Source organism: Methylobacterium sp., from assembly GCF_028290105.1.
In the GTDB taxonomy this organism is placed as follows: domain Bacteria; phylum Pseudomonadota; class Alphaproteobacteria; order Rhizobiales; family Beijerinckiaceae; genus Methylobacterium.
Genome location: NZ_JAQGKL010000157.1, coordinates 1 through 17,529 on the forward strand (window position 1 = coordinate 1; position 17,529 = coordinate 17,529).

Below are 17,529 nucleotides of genomic sequence, written 5' to 3' on the forward strand. Positions count from 1 at the left end.
CGCCATGGAGCTCGGCGGCCCGGAGGTCGGGCGCGGCTGCGGCGGACGCGGCATCATCCACGGCTTCGAGCTCCTGGAGAAGCTCGGCTTCCACGAATGGGGCTTCGACTACGTCCTACTCGACTTCCTCGGCGACGTGGTCTGCGGCGGCTTCGGCCTGCCGATCGCCCGCGACATGTGCCAGAAGGTCATCGTCGTCGGCTCGAACGATCTTCAATCACTTTATGTCGCCAACAACGTCTGTTCGGCGGTGGAATACTTCCGCAAGCTCGGCGGCAATGTCGGCGTCGGCGGCCTCGTCATCAACAAGGACGACGGCACCGGCGAGGCCCAGGCCTTCGCGGCCGCCGTCGGCATCCCGGTCCTGGCCTCGATCCCGGCCGACGACGACATCCGCAAGAAGAGCGCGAATTACGAGATCATCGGCCGGCCCGAGAGCCCCTGGGGTTCGCTGTTCGCCGATCTCGCCCAGAACGTCCACGACGCCAAGGCCAACCACCCGACGCCGCTGAGCCAGGACGGGCTGCTCGGCCTGTTCAAGGGCGAGGCCGTCGGCCGGGGCGTCACCCTGGTGCCCGCCACCTTCGAGGACATGTGCGGCACCGCGCACGTGGCCAAGCCGTCCCTCGAAGTCGTCTACGACGAGGTCTGACGCATCATGGCCGTCACCCTCGACATCGCGGATCTCCGCGCCCGCAAGGAGCGCCCGGCCTCGGCCCTGGCGTCCGCGCCGGCGCCGGCCGAGGTGGTGAACCTCGCCGCCGCGAAAGCCGACCTCATGCTTGGGGACGGTTTGCTCGGCGACGGTTCGCTTAGAAATGGTTCGCTTGGCGACGGTCTGGGCTGCCATTCCGGCAAGGCGACGATGGTGGCGGCCGCCGAAGCCGCCGGCATGAGCGAGACGCTGGACCAGCTCCGCAAGGATTATCCCACCGGCCCGCACGACCAGCCCCAGAGCATGTGCCCGGCCTTCGGTTCGCTCCGGGTGGGCCTGCGGATGCGCCGCACGGCGACGATCCTGTCGGGCTCCGCCTGCTGCGTCTACGGCCTCACCTTCACCTCGCATTTCTACGGCGCCAAGCGGAGCGTGGGCTACGTGCCCTTCAATTCCGAGACCCTGGTCACCGGAAAGCTCTTCGAGGACATCCGCGAGGCGGTGTTCCAGGTGGCCAAGCCCGCCGATTACGACGCGGTCGTCGTCATCAACCTCTGCGTGCCGTCCGCCTCGGGGGTGCCCCTGCGCCTGCTGCCCAAGGTGATCGACGGGGTCCGCGTCATCGGCATCGACGTGCCGGGCTTCGGGGTGCCGACCCACGCCGAGGCCAAGGACGTGCTGGCCGGCGCGATGCTGAAATTCGCCCGCTCGGAAGCCGAGCAGGGCCCCGTCCAGGCGCCGCGCACGGGCCGGGCCGAACGCCCCACCGTGGCGCTGCTCGGCGAAATGTTCCCGGCCGATCCCGTCGTGATCGGCGGGCTGCTCGAGCCGCTCGGCCTTGCCGCCGGCCCCGTCGTCCCGACGCGGGAATGGCGCGAACTCTACGCGGCGCTGGACTGCGCGGCGGTCGCGGCGATCCACCCGTTCTACACCGCCTCGATCCGGGAGTTTTCCGCCGCCGGCCGGCCCATCGTGGGCTCGGCGCCCGTCGGCCATGACGGCACCGCCGACTGGCTCGCCGGCATCGGGGATGCCTGCGCGGTCCCCCGCGCCACGGTGGACGCGGCCCAGAACCGGCTCCTGCCGATGATCCGCGGCGCGCTCGCCGCCAACCCGATCCGGGGGCGGATCACGCTCTCGGGCTACGAGGGCTCGGAACTCCTCGTCGGGCGCCTGCTCGTCGAGAGCGGCGCGGATCTCCGCTACGTCGGCACCGCCTGCCCGCGCACCCCCTACTCGGAGGCCGACCGCGACTGGCTCGAGGCGCGCGGCGTCCAGGTCCGCTACCGCGCCTCGCTCGAGGACGACCTCGCGGCGATGGCGGAATTCCGGCCGGACCTGGCCATCGGCACCACCCCGGTGGTGCAGAAGGCCAAGGCTCTGGCGATCCCCGCCCTCTACTTCACCAACCTGATCTCGGCCCGTCCGCTGATGGGCGTCGCGGGCGCCGGCTCGCTCGCCAAGGTGATCAACGCGGCGATGGCCAACCGGGGCCGCTTCGACACCATGCGGGATTTCTTCGAAGGCGTCGGCGAGGGCCACGCGGCGGGCATCTGGGAACAGGTGCCGACGCTGCGCAAGTCCGTCGCCCCCGCGCCTCGGGGAAAACCGTCTCCCGGAACCTTCGAACATTCGCCGATCGGGGAGATGGCCTGATGCTCGTCCTCGATCACGACCGGGCCGGCGGCTACTGGGGCGCCGTTTACGTCTTCACCGCCATCAAGGGCCTGCAGGTCGTCATCGACGGTCCCGTCGGCTGCGAGAACCTGCCCGTCACCTCGGTGCTGCACTACACCGACGCGCTGCCGCCGCACGAACTGCCCATCGTGGTCACGGGGCTGGGCGAGGAGGAACTCGGCCGTCACGGCACGGAAGCCGCGATGAAGCGGGCGCACGCCACCCTCGACCCGAGCCAGCCCAGCGTGGTGGTCACGGGCTCCATCGCCGAGATGATCGGCGGCGGCGTGACGCCGGAGGGCACCAACCTCCAGCGCTTCCTGCCGCGCACCATCGACGAGGACCAGTGGCAGACCGCCGACCGCGCCATGTCGTGGCTCTGGCAGGAATACGGCGCCAGGCGCTTCGCCAAGAAGGGCATCCCGGCGCGCCCCGCGCGCAAGGACGGCGTCAAGCCGCGGGTCAACCTCATCGGCCCGGCCTACGGCACCTTCAACATGCCCTCGGATCTCGCCGAGATCCGCCGCCTCGTCGAGGGCATCGGCGCCGAGGTGAACCTCGCCTTTCCGCTCGGCTCCCATCTCGCCGACGTGCCCGCCCTGGTGAACGCCGACGCCAACATCTGCCTCTACCGCGAGTTCGGCCGCCTGCTCTGCGAGGCCCTGGAGCGGCCCTACCTGCAGGCGCCCATCGGCATCCACTCGACCACGAAGTTCCTGCGCTCCCTCGGCGCGATCCTCGGTCTCGACCCGGAGCCCTTCATCGCCCGGGAGAAGCACACCACGATCAAACCGGTCTGGGACCTCTGGCGCTCGGTGACGCAGGACTTCTTCGGGACGGCGAGCTTCGGCATCGTCGCGAGCGAGACCTATGCCCGGGGCGTGCGGCACTTCCTCGAAGACGAGATGGGCCTGCCCTGCCACTTCGCCGTGTCCCGCAAGGCCGGCGAGAAGACCGACAACGAGGCCATCCGCGCGCTCATCGCCACGAACCCGCCCCTGGTCCTGTTCGGCTCCTTCAACGAGCGGATGTACGCCGCCGAAGCCGGCGCCCGCGCGATCTTCGTGCCGGCCTCCTTTCCCGGCGCGATCATCCGCCGGCACACGGGCACCCCCTTCATGGGGTTCGCGGGCGCGACCTACCTCGTCCAGGAGGTCTGCAACGCGCTCTTCGACATGCTCTTCCACATCCTGCCGCTCGCCCGCGACATGGACCGGGTGGAGGCGACCCCGGCCCGGCTCCACCGCGAGCTGGCCTGGGACGAGGCGGCCCGCGCCCGGCTCGACGACCTCGTCGAGGCCCATCCGGTGCTGGTCCGGATCTCGGCGGCCAAGCGCCTGCGCGACGCCGCCGAGCGCGCGGCGCGCGGGGAGGGCGCGACATCGGTCTCCCCCGACCATGTCGAGCGCGCCCGCGCGGACGCCAACCTCGGGGTGGCCGCATGAGCGCGACGCCGCACCCCGCTTCCCATTCCCTTTCCGACTGGAGCGGCGCGGCGCCGTCCGGCCGGTCGATGCCGACCCCGCGCGTCCCCACTCGGATGCGTCCCGCCGCGGAACGCCAGGAGGAGAGAAATCCCATGCAACATTCGCTGAACCCGGTGTCGCGGCTGCATCAGGACGAGGTCCAGTTCCGGATCATCCTGGCCTCGACCTACCCGTTCTTCCTCGCCGCCGCCCTGGTGCAGCGCGTGATCCCGCAGAACCAGGGCCCGATCACGCAGCAGCGCCGCTCGGTCTTCGCCGAGGCGCGGGCCATGGCCGTCTCGGCCATCCCCTTCGTGTTCATGGGCTGACGCCGGCTTCAGCGGAAATTCGTCTTCGGGCTGAATTCGCAACTCTGAATTCGCCCTCGGGCCGAGGCGCCTCGCGCCGGGCCCCCACCGACCTCCCGTCCGAACAGGCGGGACGGAACGCCGAGGCCGCCCCGTGCGGCCCGGTGACACCCGCCGCTCCCGCACCTGCGAGGGCGACACGTCAAAGCGGAGGTTTGAACCAATGGCCAATGGCATTGTCGAGAAACCGAGCAGCCTGTCCGGGCTGACGGAACCGGAAGCCAAGGAGTTCCACGCGATCTTCTTGACGAGCTTCATCATCTTCACGGCGATCGCCGTGGTCGCCCACATCCTGGTGTGGCTGTGGCGTCCCTGGCTGCCCGGACCGAAGGGCTACGCCGCCCTCGAGACGGTAGCCCAAGGCGTCGTCTCGCTGCTCTCCTGAGGAGGAACCGTATCATGCACAAGGTCTGGCTTCTCTTCGATCCGCGCCGCACGCTGGTGGCGCTCTTCACCTTCCTGTTCATCCTGGCGCTGCTGATCCACTTCATCTTGCTCAGCACCGACCGGTTCAACTGGCTGGAAGGCCCCAAGGCGCCGCGCGCCGCCAACGCGCAGACGCTGGTTCTGCCGACGATGCCCGCCTGAGGCGGCCGGGCATCCCAAGCAGAGCAGTCCAAGAACGGATGATCGGCGGGCGGGCGACGAGCCCCCCGTCGGCCATCGATGGGAACCATGGGGTTGGGGCGGGGAGGTCGCGATGGCGATGCTGAGTTTCGAGCGAAAATACCGCATCCGCGGCGGCACCCTGGTGGGCGGCGACCTATTCGATTTCTGGGTCGGGCCGTTCTACGTCGGCTTCTTCGGCGTCACGACCCTGTTCTTCTCGGTGCTCGGCACCGCGCTGATCATCTACGGCGCGGCGCTGGGGCCGACCTGGAACATCTGGCAGATCAACATCGCGCCCCCCGACCTCAAGTACGGGCTCGCCCTGGCGCCGCTCCAGGAGGGCGGCCTCTGGCAGATCATCACCTTCTGCGCGGTCGGCGCCTTCACGTCCTGGGCCCTGCGCGAGGTCGAGATCTGCCGCAAGCTCGGCATCGGCTACCACGTGCCGTTCGCCTTCGCGATGGCGATCTTCGCCTACGTCACGCTAGTGGTGATCCGGCCGCTGCTGATGGGCGCCTGGGGCCACGGCTTCCCGTACGGCATCCTGTCCCACCTCGATTGGGTCTCGAACACCGGCTACCAGTACCTGCACTTCCACTACAATCCGGCGCACATGCTGGCGGTGACGTTCTTCTTCACCACGACGCTGGCGCTCTCGCTCCACGGCTCGCTGATCCTGTCCTCCACCAACCCCGGCAAGGGCGAGGTGGTGAAGACCCCCGAGCACGAGGACACCTTCTTCCGCGACACCATCGGCTACTCGATCGGGACGCTGGGCATCCACCGGCTCGGCCTGTTCCTGGCCCTCTCGGCGGGCTTCTGGAGCGCGGTCTGCATCGTCATCAGCGGCCCGTTCTGGACCCGCGGCTGGCCCGAGTGGTGGGGCTGGTGGCTCAATCTCCCGGTCTGGCGCTGACTTCCGATAGAGGGCTCGTGACACGATGGCCTATTACCAGAACATCTTCTCGGAAGTGCAGGTCCGCCCGGTCACGCCGGAACTCGGCATCCCGGTGGACGTCGACCGGCGCTGGGGCACGCCGTTCAACTCCTACCTGTTCGGCCTTATCGGCAACGCGCAGGTCGGCCCGATCTACATCGGCTACCTCGGGGCGCTCTCCTTCGCCTGCGGGCTGATCGCCTTCGAGATCATCGGCCTCAACATGTGGGCCTCCGTGAACTGGGACCCGGTCCAGTTCCTGCGCCAGTTGCCCTGGCTCGCCCTGGAGCCGCCGCGCCCGCAATACGGCCTCAAGGTCCTGCCCCCGCTCGCCGAGGGCGGCTGGTGGCTGATCGCGGGCTTCTTCCTCACCGCCTCCGTGCTGCTCTGGTGGCTGCGCCTGTTCCGCCGGGCCAAGGCCCTGGGCCTCGGCTACCACGTGCCCTGGGCCTTCGCCTCCGCGATCTGGCTGTTCCTGGTGCTCGGCTTCATTCGGCCGGTGCTGATGGGGTCCTGGAGCGAGGCGGTGCCCTTCGGCATCTTCCCGCACCTCGACTGGACCGCCGCCTTCTCGCTGCGCTACGGTAACCTGTTCTACAACCCGTTCCACATGCTCTCGATCGTCTTCCTGTACGGCTCGACGCTCCTCTTCGCGATGCATGGCGGGACCATCCTGGCGGTGAGCCGCTTCGGCGGCGAGCGTGAAATCGACCAGATCGTCGATCGCGGCACCGCCACCGAGCGCGCCGCCCTGTTCTGGCGCTGGACCATGGGCTTCAACGCCACCATGGAATCGGTCCACCGCTGGGCCTGGTGGTTCGCGGTCCTCACCACGCTGACCGGCGGCATCGGCATCCTGCTCACCGGCACCGTGGTCGACAACTGGTACCTCTGGGCGGTCAAGCACGGCGTCGCCCCGGCCTACCCGCAGGTCTACCCGCCCGTCATCGATCCCCTGACCCTTCCGCCCACCACCGTTCCTGGGGTCACGCCATGAAGATCTTCTTCACCGTCCTCGGCGCCGCCGTCGCGTTCTTCCTCACGGTGGCGATGATCGGGTTGACCGACTGGGACCGGCCGCCCCTGGTCACCACGCAGAACGGCTTTCGCGGCACCGCGATGGCGCAGGTCCACACCCGCGAAGGCGCGGCGGAGACGAAGGACGCCAACCTGGCGCCGGCCCCCGCCGACCCGGCCGAGCCCGGCGACGATCTCGCCGGCACCACCTACGAGAACGTCCAGGTCCTCAAGAACGTCAGCGTCAACGAGTTCAACCGCCTGATGGTCTCGATGACCGAGTGGGTCAGCCCCGAGCAGGGCTGCACCTACTGCCACAACACCGAGAACATGGCCGACGACAGCCTCTACCAGAAGAAGGTCGCCCGCCGGATGCTGCAGATGACGCAACATCTCAACAGCACCTGGAAGGACAAGCACACCGGCGGCGCCGGCGTGACCTGCTACACCTGCCACCGGGGCCAGCCGGTGCCGGCCAACGTCTGGTTCACCGATCCGGGTCCCAACCGCCCCGGCGGGTTCGTCCCCCGCAACAACGGGCAGAACCTGGCCAAGGCCTCGGTCGGCCTCGCCTCGCTGCCCTACGACACGCTGACCGAGTACCTCGCCGACAAAAACATCGACAACAACGCCATCCGGGTGAACGCCACCACGGCCCTGCCCACCAGCAAGGGCAAGCCGATCCAGGATGCGGAGAAGACCTACGGCCTGATGATCCACATGTCGGAGGGCCTCGGCGTCAACTGCACCTTCTGCCACAACACCCGGGCGATCTCGAACTGGTCGCAGAGCACGCCGCAGCGGACCACCGCCTGGCACGGGATCCGGATGGTGCGGGATCTGAACGGGAACTACCTCGAGCCCCTGCTCTCGACCTTCCCGCCGAACCGGCTCGGCGCCCTGGGCGACGTGCCCAAGGTGAACTGCACCACCTGCCACAACGGGGTGAACAAGCCCCTGAACGGCGCCCACGTCGTCGACGCCTATCCGGAGCTGGCGACATCCACCGAGACGGCGAGCGCGACACCTCCGGCGGCCGAGCCCGCCGTCCCGGCGACGCCGCCGGCCCCGATGCCCGCGCCGCAATAGTCTCGGCGCCCATGAAACCAAGAAGGCCGCCGGCGGGATGCCGGCGGCCTTCTCATGTCGGGCTCGAAGCGGTCGGGAGCGATCTCGACCGTCTCCGCCGATGACCGAGGCGATCACCGGCGGGACGTGTCGCCGGGAAACGCCTTACTTCTTGGAGGCGAGGTAGGCGATGACGTCGTCGATCTTCTTGTCGTCGGGGTAGCCGGCGAAGACCATCTTGGTGCCGGGCACCTTGGCCTTCGGGTTCTTCAGCCACTCGTGCAGGTTCGCCTCGTCCCAGGTGATGCCCGAGCCCTTGAGGGCGGCCGAGTAGGTGTAGCCTTCCTCGGAGGCGGCCTTGCGTCCGACGACGCCCGTCAGGTTGGGCCCGACGCCGTTCTTGCCGAAGGCGTGGCAGGCCTTGCACGGCGCGAACGCCTTCTCGCCGGCCGCCGCATCGCCCTCGGCCTGGGCGGCCAGGGGGAACAGCACAGCCACGATGGCACCGAGCATGGAATAGCGCATGGGGTTTCCTCTCCGATGATCTTTGTCGGTCCCGATATGTAAGGCCCGGCGCCTGAAAGTAATCTGACGGAACACCCGGATCACATAAATTTGATAGCGGTGGACGGGATTAAAAACACCGCTGGCGTGGAAACGCGCGACGGCAGCACCTAGTCTCAGGTGTCGTTCAAAAACCGAACCGCGCGAGTGGGGCGATGCCGATCCAGCCCGCCGATGTCTGCCGTTTCCTTGATCGTTCCGGCTGGAGCCAAGCCCGGCTCGCCTGGGAACTCGGGGTCAACCAGCCACGCATCTCCCGGTTCATCACCGGGCTGAAAAAACCGAACCGCGAGTTGCAAGGCGCGCTGGATACGTTTTTCGGCATGGGCTCCGGCGCACTGCGCATCGCGGATGCGGACCGATCTCCTCGGGAGGCGTGAGCCCGAACAGGGCCATTGAGGTCTCGGATCGCCGGACGCCTCTCGGCAGCGCTTCGACCTGACCGTTCGGATACGCCGAACCATCAGCCTCAGGGTATAATCTTTTCGCAGGAAAGTTATAACGCAACTTGCAGAGCCCATCCGCGAGACATATAATTTTTTCGCAAAAAGATTATAGTGAGGCTCCGGTGAAGGAGATCGATTTCGTCTACCGGACGATGGTCGCGGAGTTGGGACAACGCTGCTTCGACAACAGGTTCGAAACCGACTTTCCGACAGAGGGACGTTTCGTGACCGTTCCCGTCGAAGGACGGTCGTACTGGTATTTCGACCTGCCGAAGGACGGCCGGGTCAAGCGCAAGTATGTGGGTCCTCACAGCGACCCCGAGATAACGAAGCGGGTCCAGTCGTTCCAAGACATCAAGGGCGACCTGCGGGCTCGCCGGAAAATCGTGTCGACTTTGACGCGAGAAGCCGGACTCCCCGCTCCGGAGCGTTTCACGGGCGGGATCGTCGAAGCCATGGCGGATTCCGGTCTGTTCAGGCTGCGAGGCGTGCTCGTCGGTACAGTCGCATTCCAATGTTATCCCGCGCTCCTCGGGGTCCGTTTCCCGACCGTGGCCCTGCAGACGGGCGATGCCGATTTCGCACAGTTCCATTCGGTGTCGGCCGCAATCGAGGATACCGTGCCACCGATGCTGGAAACGCTGAGGGCCCTGGATCCGACATTCTGCGAGGTCCCCCATCAAATGGATGGCCGTCGCTCGACGAAGTTCCGGAACGGTTCGCGGTTCGAGGTGGAATTCCTGACGCCGAACCGAGGGAGTTCGGATCACGACGGTAAGCCGGCCCCCATGCCTGCCCTCGGAGGGGCATCGGCCCAGCCCCTGCGCTTCCTGGACTTCCTCATCCATCAGCCTGTACGGACGGTCCTGCTTCATCGCTCCGGAGTTTCGGTGGTTATCCCGTCGCCCGAACGATACGCGGTGCATAAACTGATCGTCGCGGCACGCCGAGGCGATGATCCTCTCGGCCGGGCCAAGCGGGAGAAGGATGGGCACCAGTCAGCGTTGCTGAGCGAGGCGATGATCGGAATGGGTAACCGGTCTGAACTGGCCGAAGCCTTTGCCGAGGCATGGAAGCGCGGGCGGGCCTGGAAGGACGCCTTGAGGAAGGGTTTGAATTACACCCCGAAGAAATCGAGACCGACCATGATCGAAGGTCTCGCCATGGGACTTCGCGACCTTGGCGAGGATCCAGGCCAATACGACCTCACATCATGCTTGTCCCCGACACCCTAGGTCAGCTCTGGCACTATGGCGTGTCCAGGCACGTATCGGTGCGGATGAACGCGACTCACGTTCGTTCGATTGAGCGAAAATCCCGCGAACGCGGTTTTTTCAGCGGCAAAGCTTGGACAAATCGGGCGAAGGCCGGGAGTAGGAGCGACCCCCGGCCTTCGCATCGCTTACGCCCCGGCGAAATCTAGGCCCTCGGAAACGACCCGTCGGATCGCAGGTCCAACGGGCTAGACATGACGAACGCTACCGGCATCTGGTGATCAAGCGCGGTTGATCACCAGTGCCAATGAGAGTTCGGGCGATCGGCCGCTCAGCTGCAGCCCGTCGTGGAGCCGCAGGTGTCGCATTTCAGGCAGGTTCCGTTGCGCACGAGCGTGAAGTTCGCGCATTCCGGGCAGGCCTCGCCGACGTAGCCCTTCATCTTCGCCTCGGCGCGCCGGTCGGAGACCGTCCGCTCGGGCTTGGCCGCCTCCGCCTTGGCGAAGGGCAGCGCGTTGACCAGCGCCTCGGCGTAGCCGGCCTCGGCCGGCTCCGCCTTCAGGGCCGTCGCCCCGCGCACGGCGTGCACGACGCCGCCGGCCGGGCTGGTCTGGCCGGTGTTGCCGGCCCCGACACCGACGGTGCCGCCGGCCGGACCGCCCTGGATCAGGGTGAGGCGGTCGGCCGAACCCCGCAGGAGGCCGCGCGAGACCATGCTGGGCGCGCTCGCCTCGGTTCGGGCCGGATCGCGGGTGGTGTCCGTCTCGCCGCCGCCGATCACCGTGCCGCCGATCTCGGACGGGTTGACGTGGGCGAGGTCCGCACGGCCGAGATAGGACACGGCGAGCTCGCGGAAGACGTAGTCGAGGAGCGAGGTCGCGTTCTTGATGGCGTCGTTGCCCTGCACGAAGCCCGCCGGCTCGAAGCGGGTGAAGGTGAAGGCCTCGACATATTCCTCGAGGGGCACGCCGTATTGCAGGCCGAGCGAGATCGCGATGGCGAAGTTGTTCATCAGGCTGCGGAAGGTGGCGCCTTCCTTGTGCATGTCGATGAAGATCTCGCCGAGGCGACCGTCGTCGTACTCGCCGGTGCGCAGGTAGACCTTGTGCCCGCCGACCACGGCCTTCTGGGTGTAGCCCTTGCGGCGATGGGGCATCTTTTCGCGCGCCCGGATGCGCTCGACGCGCTCGATCACCCGTTCGACGATCTTCTCCGCGACCTGGGCCGCCTTGGCGGCGGCGGGCGCGGCGGCGAGCGCCTCGATCAGCTCCTCGGCATCGTCGTCCTCGTCGGCGATCAGGGCCGAGTTGAGGGGCTGCGACAGCTTCGAGCCGTCGCGGTAGAGGGCGTTGGCCTTGAGCGCCAGGGTCCAGGACAGCTTGTAGGCGTTCTTGCAATCCTCGACGGTGGCGTCGTTGGGCATGTTGATGGTCTTGGAGATCGCCCCCGAGATGAAGGGCTGGGCCGCCGCCATCATGCGGATGTGGCTGTCCACCGACAGGTAGCGCTTGCCGATGCGCCCGCAGGGATTGGCGCAGTCGAACACCGCGTAGTGCTCTTGCTTGAGGAACGGTGCTCCCTCGAGGGTCATCGCCCCGCAGATGTGGGTGTTGGCCGCCTCGATGTCCTTCTTCGAATAGCCGAGGAAGGGCAGGATCTCGAAGGTCGGGTCGGAGAGCCTGTCCGCCGGGACCTTGAGCACGTTCGTGAGGAAGTCGTCGCCGAGCGTCCAGCGGTTGAACACGAACTTGATGTCGAAGGCCGACTTCAGGCCCGCCTCGATCACCGCGATCTTGTCGTCCGTGAACCCCTTGGCGCGCAGCGAGCCGGGGTTGACGGCCGGAGCCTGGCCCATCGAGCCGTGGCCCACCGCGTAGGCCTCGATCTCGGCGATCTCGGCTTCACGGTAGCCGAGGGTGCGCAGCGCGTCCGGCACCGCGCGGTTGATGATCTTGAAGTACCCGCCGCCGGCCAGCTTCTTGAACTTCACCAGCGCGAAGTCGGGCTCGATGCCGGTGGTGTCGCAATCCATCACCAGGCCGATCGTGCCGGTGGGCGCGATGACGGTGGCCTGGGCGTTGCGGAACCCATGCTCCTCGCCGAGCTGCAGGGCGCGGTCCCACGCGTGCCGGGCCCGCTCCACGAGGTCGGCCTGGGGCACGTTGGCGAGGTCGAGGGGCACCGGGGCGATCGACAGGAACTCGTAGCCCTCCGCCTCGCCATGCGCCGCGCGGCGATGGTTGCGGATCACCTTGAGCATGGCGTCCGCGTTCTCCTCGTAGGCCGGGAAGGCCCCGAGTTCGCCCGCCATCTCGGCGGAGGTGGAATAGGCGACACCCGTCATGATCGCGGTGAGCGCGCCGGCGAGCGCCCGGCCCTTGTCCGAGTCGTAGGGCAGGCCCATGCTCATCAGGAGGCCGCCGATATTGGCGTAGCCGAGACCGAGCGTCCGGTAGCGGTAGGACAGCTCCGCGATCTCCTTCGAGGGGAACTGCGCCATCATCACCGAGATCTCGAGCACCACCGTCCAGAGGCGGTTGAGGTGCTCGAAGGCGGCGACGTCGAAGTGGTTCGAGGCGCGGTCGTACATCGTCAGCAGGTTGGCCGAGGCCAGGTTGCAGGCGGTGTCGTCGAGGAACATGTACTCGGAGCACGGGTTCGAGGCCCGGATCCGCCCGCCCGCCGGGCAGGTGTGCCAGTCGTTCATCGTGGTGTTGAAGTGCAGGCCCGGATCGGCGGACGCCCAGGCGGCCTCGCCGATCTTGTCCCAGAGCTCACGCGCCGGCAGCGTCTTGGTGGTCTTGCCGGTGGTGCGGGCCTTCAGCTCCCAATCCGCGTCGTTCTCGACGGCGCGCAGGAAGTCGTCGGTGAGCGAGACCGAGTTGTTGGAGTTCTGGCCCGCCACCGTGAGGTAGGCCTCCGAGTCCCAGTCGGTGTCGTAGACGGGGAAGTCGATCTTGGTGAAGCCCTGGCGGGCGAACTGGATGACGCGCTTGGTGTAGGAATCCGGCACCATGTCCTTGCGGGCGGCCTTGACCGCCTTCTTCAGGGCCGGGTTGCGCTCGGGGTCGAAGCAGGCGTCGCCCGAAGCCTCGCACTGGGTGCAGGCCTTCATCACGGCGGTGAGGTGCTTGGAGACGATCTTGGAGCCGGTGACGAGGGCGGCGACCTTCTGCTCCTCCTTCACCTTCCAGTCGATGTACTGCTCGATGTCCGGATGGTCGATGTCGACGATGACCATCTTGGCCGCGCGGCGCGTGGTGCCGCCCGACTTGATGGCGCCGGCCGCCCGGTCGCCGATCTTGAGGAAGGACATCAGGCCCGACGACTTGCCGCCGCCGCCGAGTTTTTCGTTCTCGCCGCGCAGCATCGAGAAGTTCGAGCCGGTGCCCGAGCCGTACTTGAACAGGCGCGCCTCGCGCACCCACAGGTCCATGATGCCGCCGTCGTTGACGAGGTCGTCCTGCACGCCCTGGATGAAGCAGGCATGCGGCTGCGGGTGCTCGTAGGAGGAGGCGGATTTCGTCAGCTCACCGGTGCGGTAATCCACGTAGTGGTGCCCCTGGGCGGGGCCGTCGATGCCGTAGGCCCAGTGCAGGCCGGTGTTGAACCATTGCGGGGAATTGGGCGCCACCATCTGGCGGGCGAGCATGAAGCGCAGCTCGTCGAGGAACGCGCTGGCGTCCTCCTCGGACGTGAAGTAGCCGCCCTTCCAGCCCCAGTAGGTCCAGCAGCCGGCGAGACGGTCGAACACCTGCGTGGAGGAGATCTCGGAGCCGTAGCGCTCGGCCTCAGGCAGTTGGCCAAGCGCCGCCTCGTCCGGCACGGAGCGCCACAGGAACGACGGCACGTCGTTCTCCTCGACCTTCCTCAGGGCCGCCGGCACGCCCGCCTTGCGGAAGTACTTCTGCGCGAGCACGTCGCTCGCCACCTGAGACCAGCTCTCGGGCACCTCGATGCCATCGAGACGAAAGACCGTGGAGCCGTCCGGGTTGCGGATCTCGCTCAGGGTCTTGCGGAAGGGAATCGTCGCGTAGGGGGATTGCCCGGCCGTCGTGTGGCGCCGCTCGAACCGCATGTAAGCTCTCTCCCGCGCCGACCTGTCGTGGCCGGCGCCTGTGTCCAGGAATGAAGATGGCAAGCGACCGCGAACGCCCGCGATGCGCTGGAAATTCGTGTCGAAAATCGGTGGTCCGCCAGGAAGCGACAACGGCTTCGGCGACGATCCGAAGCTACCGTTCACGGGGGCTCACGTCAATAACTAGTGTGCCGGCTGCGTGTTCCTATCTAGATGTAGTAGGCGCGCCCTTAAAGCTGTGGATATCCCGCGCGCATCGATAAGTGCCGATTTCGCCTCACGGATTCGGGCGAGAAAAATTTCGGGCCCACAGGTTGTCGGTGCCAGGCGAGCGGCCCCGCATGGTTAACGCCGGCCCGTGTGGGATTTGGGCCGCAGCCCGGCACGCGGCCGCGTCGCTGGGGGCCGGCGCGGCCCGCTGGACTTCGAAGGGCCGCCTCACCATAGTCCGGCCCGACAGTGATGGCGGGGCTCGCGGGCCCCAATCGGGCGAACGCGATGGCTCTCAAGGACACGCTCCTGCGCATCTTCACCTGGTGGAACGGGCAGACGATGTCGCTCGCGCTCTACACCGCGCGGCGCGGTCAGCGCGTGGGCACGGACGAACTCGGCAACATCTATTACCGGGCGCAAGGGCCGCTCATCGACCGCTCGGTGGGGACCGAGCGGCGCTGGGTCGTCTACAACGGCTACGCCGACGCCTCGAAGGTGCCGCCGGGCTGGCGCAGCTGGCTCTGCCACAACGGCGACGTGCCCCCGAGCGAGGAGAGCTACGTGCCCCGCGAATGGCAGAAGGCGCATGTCGAGAACCTCACGGGCACCAGCGGCGCCTACCGGCCGCGCGGCTCGCAGCTGAACGTGGGCCAGCGCCCGGCGGCGACCGGCGATTACGTGCCCTGGAACCCGGGCAACTGAGCCGACGGGCCGCCGGCCCTTTTTCCACCAATCTTCTCGGGCCTAACCGCAGCCTCGCGCCGTCGCTCCGCACCCGGAGTGCATTCGAGAGGGGGTCGCCCGTGAGCCGCAGCACAGCAGGATCGTCCCGCCCCGTGGTCAAGCGCCTCCTCCTCGCGTCGATCGCGATCGGCCTCACCGCCCTTCCGGCCGCCGCCGACAAGATCAAGAACCCGACCGCCGTGTTCTCCGGTCTCGACAAGATCACCGGGCGCATCGTGTCCTTCGAGGTGGCGGTGGACGAGACCGTGCAGTTTGGCGCGCTGCAATTGACCCCGCGCGTCTGCTACAGCCGCCCGCCCACGGAGAGCCCGAAGACCACGGGCTTCCTCGAGGTCGACGAGGTCACCCTCGACAACAAGTACCGGCGCATCTTCACCGGCTGGATGTTCGCCGCGAGCCCCGGCCTGCACGCCATCGAACATCCGATCTACGATGTCTGGCTCGTCGATTGTAAGGGCGGCAGCGACGTGATCGCCGAGGCGCGCGAGCAGGAGGACATGCCCGCCATGGCCTCGAAGCCCGAGAAGACGCGCAAGTCGAAATCGGGACAGGACGCCACCCGCACGGCCCAGCAGGTCAACCCGAACGGGCAGGTCGACGTCGAGGCCCCGCGCGGCGTGCCCGTGCAGCCCAAGCAGAAGCCCTCGCGAAAATTCTTCCCGTCGAACGAGGGTCCGGCCCCGGCCCCGCCCGCGCCGGCACAGCCCCAGACGCTGTTCGACGCGCTGTTCCGCTAAAGACCTGACGCTGCGGCGCGCTCACGTGGCGCCGAGCGCAGCGAGGGCGTCGCGTCCCCGCAGGGTGCCGTCCCCCGGCCAGACGTTCCAGTCGGCCTGGTGCAGGATCGCATCGGCGAGGCGCCGCTTGTAGATGTGGCGCGGCAGCTCCTCGGCCCCGAACTGGCTGAGATGGTCGGTGACGAACTGGGTGTCGGCGAGGCGATACCCGCCCGCCCGCAGGCGCGCGACGAGGTGGACGAGGGCGACCTTCGAGGCGTCCCGCACCGTGTGGAACATGCTCTCTCCGAAGAACGCCGCCCCGAGGGAAACTCCGTAGAGGCCGCCGACACGCTGCCCCTCCAGGAAGACCTCGACGGTGTGCGCGTGGCCTGCATCGAACAGCGCGCCGTAGAGTTCGCGGATGCGCCCGTTGATCCAGGTCCGCTCGGCATCGCCGCGCGGGGCCGCGCAGCCGGCGATGACCGCGTCGAAATCCTGGTCGGTCCGGACTTCGAACACGTCGGACCGGACGGTGCGAGCCAGCCGCTTGGAGACGTGGAACCCCTCGAGGGGCAGCACGCCGCGCGCCCGCGGCTCGACCCAGTAGATCGCCGGATCATCGGCGTCCTCGGCCATCGGGAAGATCCCGGCCGCGTAGGCCTTGAGCAGGATCTCGGGCGTGATCTCAACGCGGTCGCCGTCGTACATGGCTCGACTTTGAAACGGGACCGGGCCGAAGGCCAGGGGCCGGTGCGCCGCAGACGGGTTTCGCCATGAAAAAGGGGCGAGGCCCCATGGCCCCGCCCCCGGATCATCCGCGAATGCGGCGTGGACTAGAACTTCGGACCACCCGAGGTGGTGCCGAGATTCGGCACGATGCGGTTGGGCTGCTCGGCGTTTCCGCCCTTGGCGGAATCCTCGAAGATCGCCTCGCGGTTCGAACCGTAGGGACCCTCGGTCACGGTGCCGGTGACGTCCATGTCGACGCGGCCGTCGGCGTTGCGGTAGGCGCCGTAGACGGACGGGTTGTCGATGGGGCCCCGGGTCGTGTTGCCGGCCTGCGGCACGGCGCGCTCGGGCTGGCCGACATTGCCGGACGGCGACTGGGCGAGCGCGGCGGTGGCGATGAGGGAGGCCGCGGCGAAGGTGAGGCTGAAGGTGCGCATGTTCGTCTTTCGGGGATCGTTCGCTTAGGAATATCGAGTCGCGGTGCGGGTCTGGGTCGCTGAGGCCATGCGGCTCAGAACAAACCCGCCTCGCCGGTGTGGGGTGAGAAGTCGTTCCGCCCCAATGCGTTCCGGCCGCTCGTTCGTCGGCAATACGTCGCAGGCCATGGGGCTGGAAGGCGACGAGATCTTTCCCATTGCGCACCATCGATGTCCGTCGAAATCAAACGGATCCGCGCTTTTCTCGCTGCATGAACGGGCCCGACAGAGCCGTTTCAGGTCAGTCTAAGCACCACACCTGACAACTCGATTGTGCGCAATCACACGCGGGATTCCTTGCGGTCCGGCACGGGTATGAAAAAAGCCGGCCCCTCGCGGGGCCGGCATGAATTCGTCTCGGCAGGAACGTCGGGGCGCCGTCGGCTCTAACGGGCCGGTCCGCCCGAAGTGCCGCCGGTGTTCGGAACGGCGCGATCGTTCTGGTCGGCATTGCCGCCCTTGGCCGAATCCACGGCCCCGGCGCTGGGGGTCATGCCGCCTTCACCGGCCGGCGCGACGCCCGGGCCGCGTGCGGGCGCGGCGCCACGG

At 67.8% G+C, this 17,529-nt stretch carries 17 protein-coding genes; 13 read left to right on the forward strand and 4 right to left on the reverse strand.

The genetic code is table 11. The features are described from left to right. From JWQ05_RS11405 to pufC, 9 genes are all read left to right on the forward strand, one after another. Positions 1-652 (forward strand): AAA family ATPase (locus tag JWQ05_RS11405; protein WP_299658562.1); only part of this gene is annotated, 652 nt, incomplete at its 5' end. 126 nt (positions 653-778) lie between these two features. After that, positions 779-2,311, forward strand: coding sequence for a chlorophyllide a reductase subunit Y (gene bchY, locus JWQ05_RS11410; protein WP_299658577.1), 1,533 nt, complete (start codon positions 779-781; stop codon positions 2,309-2,311). After that, positions 2,311-3,777, forward strand: coding sequence for a chlorophyllide a reductase subunit Z (gene bchZ, locus JWQ05_RS11415; RefSeq protein WP_299658563.1), 1,467 nt, complete (start codon positions 2,311-2,313; stop codon positions 3,775-3,777). The genes bchY and bchZ overlap by 1 nt, the downstream gene beginning before the upstream one ends. Before the next feature lie 134 nt (positions 3,778-3,911). Then, the gene (locus JWQ05_RS11420) at positions 3,912-4,127 is read left to right on the forward strand and encodes a hypothetical protein (protein ID WP_299658564.1); all 216 of its coding nucleotides are present in this window, start codon (positions 3,912-3,914) and stop codon (positions 4,125-4,127) included. Positions 4,128-4,329: 202 nt separating this feature from the next. Beyond that, a complete protein-coding gene (gene pufB, locus JWQ05_RS11425) occupies positions 4,330-4,551 on the forward strand; it encodes a light-harvesting antenna LH1, beta subunit (protein ID WP_299658565.1) in 222 nt (73 codons plus the stop codon). 14 nt (positions 4,552-4,565) lie between these two features. After that, positions 4,566-4,754 (forward strand): light-harvesting antenna LH1, alpha subunit, encoded by a 189-nt coding sequence (pufA, locus tag JWQ05_RS11430; protein ID WP_018043293.1) that lies wholly within the window; start codon positions 4,566-4,568, stop codon positions 4,752-4,754. A 112-nt stretch (positions 4,755-4,866) separates the two neighbouring features. Next, the gene (gene pufL / locus JWQ05_RS11435; protein ID WP_299658566.1) at positions 4,867-5,691 is read left to right on the forward strand and encodes a photosynthetic reaction center subunit L; all 825 of its coding nucleotides are present in this window, start codon (positions 4,867-4,869) and stop codon (positions 5,689-5,691) included. Between the two features lie 25 nt (positions 5,692-5,716). Beyond that, the gene (gene pufM / locus JWQ05_RS11440; protein ID WP_299658567.1) at positions 5,717-6,709 is read left to right on the forward strand and encodes a photosynthetic reaction center subunit M; all 993 of its coding nucleotides are present in this window, start codon (positions 5,717-5,719) and stop codon (positions 6,707-6,709) included. Beyond that, positions 6,706-7,818: a photosynthetic reaction center cytochrome PufC gene (pufC, locus tag JWQ05_RS11445; RefSeq protein WP_299658568.1), complete on the forward strand. Its 1,113-nt coding sequence runs from the start codon at positions 6,706-6,708 to the stop codon at positions 7,816-7,818. Before pufM ends, pufC begins: the two co-directional genes overlap by 4 nt. A 144-nt stretch (positions 7,819-7,962) precedes the next feature. Here the strand turns inward: pufC and JWQ05_RS11450 are convergent, their stop codons facing one another. Then, the gene (locus JWQ05_RS11450; protein WP_299658569.1) at positions 7,963-8,322 is read right to left on the reverse strand and encodes a cytochrome c family protein; all 360 of its coding nucleotides are present in this window, start codon (positions 8,320-8,322) and stop codon (positions 7,963-7,965) included. A gap of 194 nt (positions 8,323-8,516) precedes the next feature. On the opposite strand from JWQ05_RS11450, the gene JWQ05_RS11455 reads away from it, so the two are divergent. Then, a complete protein-coding gene (locus tag JWQ05_RS11455; RefSeq protein ID WP_299658570.1) occupies positions 8,517-8,741 on the forward strand; it encodes a helix-turn-helix transcriptional regulator in 225 nt (74 codons plus the stop codon). 188 nt (positions 8,742-8,929) lie between these two features. Continuing rightward, positions 8,930-10,042 carry a GSU2403 family nucleotidyltransferase fold protein gene (locus tag JWQ05_RS11460; protein WP_299658571.1) on the forward strand — a complete coding sequence of 371 codons (1,113 nt, stop codon included), beginning with the start codon at positions 8,930-8,932 and terminating at the stop codon, positions 10,040-10,042. Between the two features lie 310 nt (positions 10,043-10,352). Here the strand turns inward: JWQ05_RS11460 and JWQ05_RS11465 are convergent, their stop codons facing one another. Continuing rightward, positions 10,353-14,099 carry a vitamin B12-dependent ribonucleotide reductase gene (locus tag JWQ05_RS11465; protein ID WP_299658572.1) on the reverse strand — a complete coding sequence of 1,249 codons (3,747 nt, stop codon included), beginning with the start codon at positions 14,097-14,099 and terminating at the stop codon, positions 10,353-10,355. Positions 14,100-14,597: 498 nt separating this feature from the next. On the opposite strand from JWQ05_RS11465, the gene JWQ05_RS11470 reads away from it, so the two are divergent. Together JWQ05_RS11470 and JWQ05_RS11475 are read left to right on the forward strand one after the other, a co-directional pair. Further along, positions 14,598-15,014 carry an NADH:ubiquinone oxidoreductase subunit NDUFA12 gene (locus tag JWQ05_RS11470; protein ID WP_299658573.1) on the forward strand — a complete coding sequence of 139 codons (417 nt, stop codon included), beginning with the start codon at positions 14,598-14,600 and terminating at the stop codon, positions 15,012-15,014. A 134-nt stretch (positions 15,015-15,148) separates the two neighbouring features. Beyond that, positions 15,149-15,793 (forward strand): DUF2155 domain-containing protein, encoded by a 645-nt coding sequence (locus JWQ05_RS11475; protein WP_299658574.1) that lies wholly within the window; start codon positions 15,149-15,151, stop codon positions 15,791-15,793. Between the two features lie 21 nt (positions 15,794-15,814). On the opposite strand, the gene aat is transcribed toward JWQ05_RS11475, so the two are convergent. Further along, positions 15,815-16,483: a leucyl/phenylalanyl-tRNA--protein transferase gene (gene aat, locus JWQ05_RS11480; protein WP_299658575.1), complete on the reverse strand. Its 669-nt coding sequence runs from the start codon at positions 16,481-16,483 to the stop codon at positions 15,815-15,817. Between the two features lie 125 nt (positions 16,484-16,608). After that, positions 16,609-16,941: a hypothetical protein gene (locus JWQ05_RS11485; RefSeq protein ID WP_299658576.1), complete on the reverse strand. Its 333-nt coding sequence runs from the start codon at positions 16,939-16,941 to the stop codon at positions 16,609-16,611. Positions 16,942-17,529 lie beyond the last annotated feature (588 nt).

Coding starts and splice junctions, on each gene's coding strand:
- pufM (WP_299658567.1), top strand. CDS start 5,717: ATGGCCTATTACCAGAACATCTTCTCGGAAGTGCAGGTCCGCCCGGTC.
- JWQ05_RS11450 (WP_299658569.1), bottom strand. CDS start 8,322: ATGCGCTATTCCATGCTCGGTGCCATCGTGGCTGTGCTGTTCCCCCTG.
- bchY (WP_299658577.1), top strand. CDS start 779: ATGCTTGGGGACGGTTTGCTCGGCGACGGTTCGCTTAGAAATGGTTCG.
- pufC (WP_299658568.1), top strand. CDS start 6,706: ATGAAGATCTTCTTCACCGTCCTCGGCGCCGCCGTCGCGTTCTTCCTC.
- bchZ (WP_299658563.1), top strand. CDS start 2,311: ATGCTCGTCCTCGATCACGACCGGGCCGGCGGCTACTGGGGCGCCGTT.
- JWQ05_RS11420 (WP_299658564.1), top strand. CDS start 3,912: ATGCAACATTCGCTGAACCCGGTGTCGCGGCTGCATCAGGACGAGGTC.
- pufB (WP_299658565.1), top strand. CDS start 4,330: ATGGCCAATGGCATTGTCGAGAAACCGAGCAGCCTGTCCGGGCTGACG.
- JWQ05_RS11455 (WP_299658570.1), top strand. CDS start 8,517: ATGCCGATCCAGCCCGCCGATGTCTGCCGTTTCCTTGATCGTTCCGGC.
- pufL (WP_299658566.1), top strand. CDS start 4,867: ATGGCGATGCTGAGTTTCGAGCGAAAATACCGCATCCGCGGCGGCACC.
- JWQ05_RS11485 (WP_299658576.1), bottom strand. CDS start 16,941: ATGCGCACCTTCAGCCTCACCTTCGCCGCGGCCTCCCTCATCGCCACC.
- aat (WP_299658575.1), bottom strand. CDS start 16,483: ATGTACGACGGCGACCGCGTTGAGATCACGCCCGAGATCCTGCTCAAG.
- pufA (WP_018043293.1), top strand. CDS start 4,566: ATGCACAAGGTCTGGCTTCTCTTCGATCCGCGCCGCACGCTGGTGGCG.
- JWQ05_RS11465 (WP_299658572.1), bottom strand. CDS start 14,099: ATGCGGTTCGAGCGGCGCCACACGACGGCCGGGCAATCCCCCTACGCG.
- JWQ05_RS11470 (WP_299658573.1), top strand. CDS start 14,598: ATGGCTCTCAAGGACACGCTCCTGCGCATCTTCACCTGGTGGAACGGG.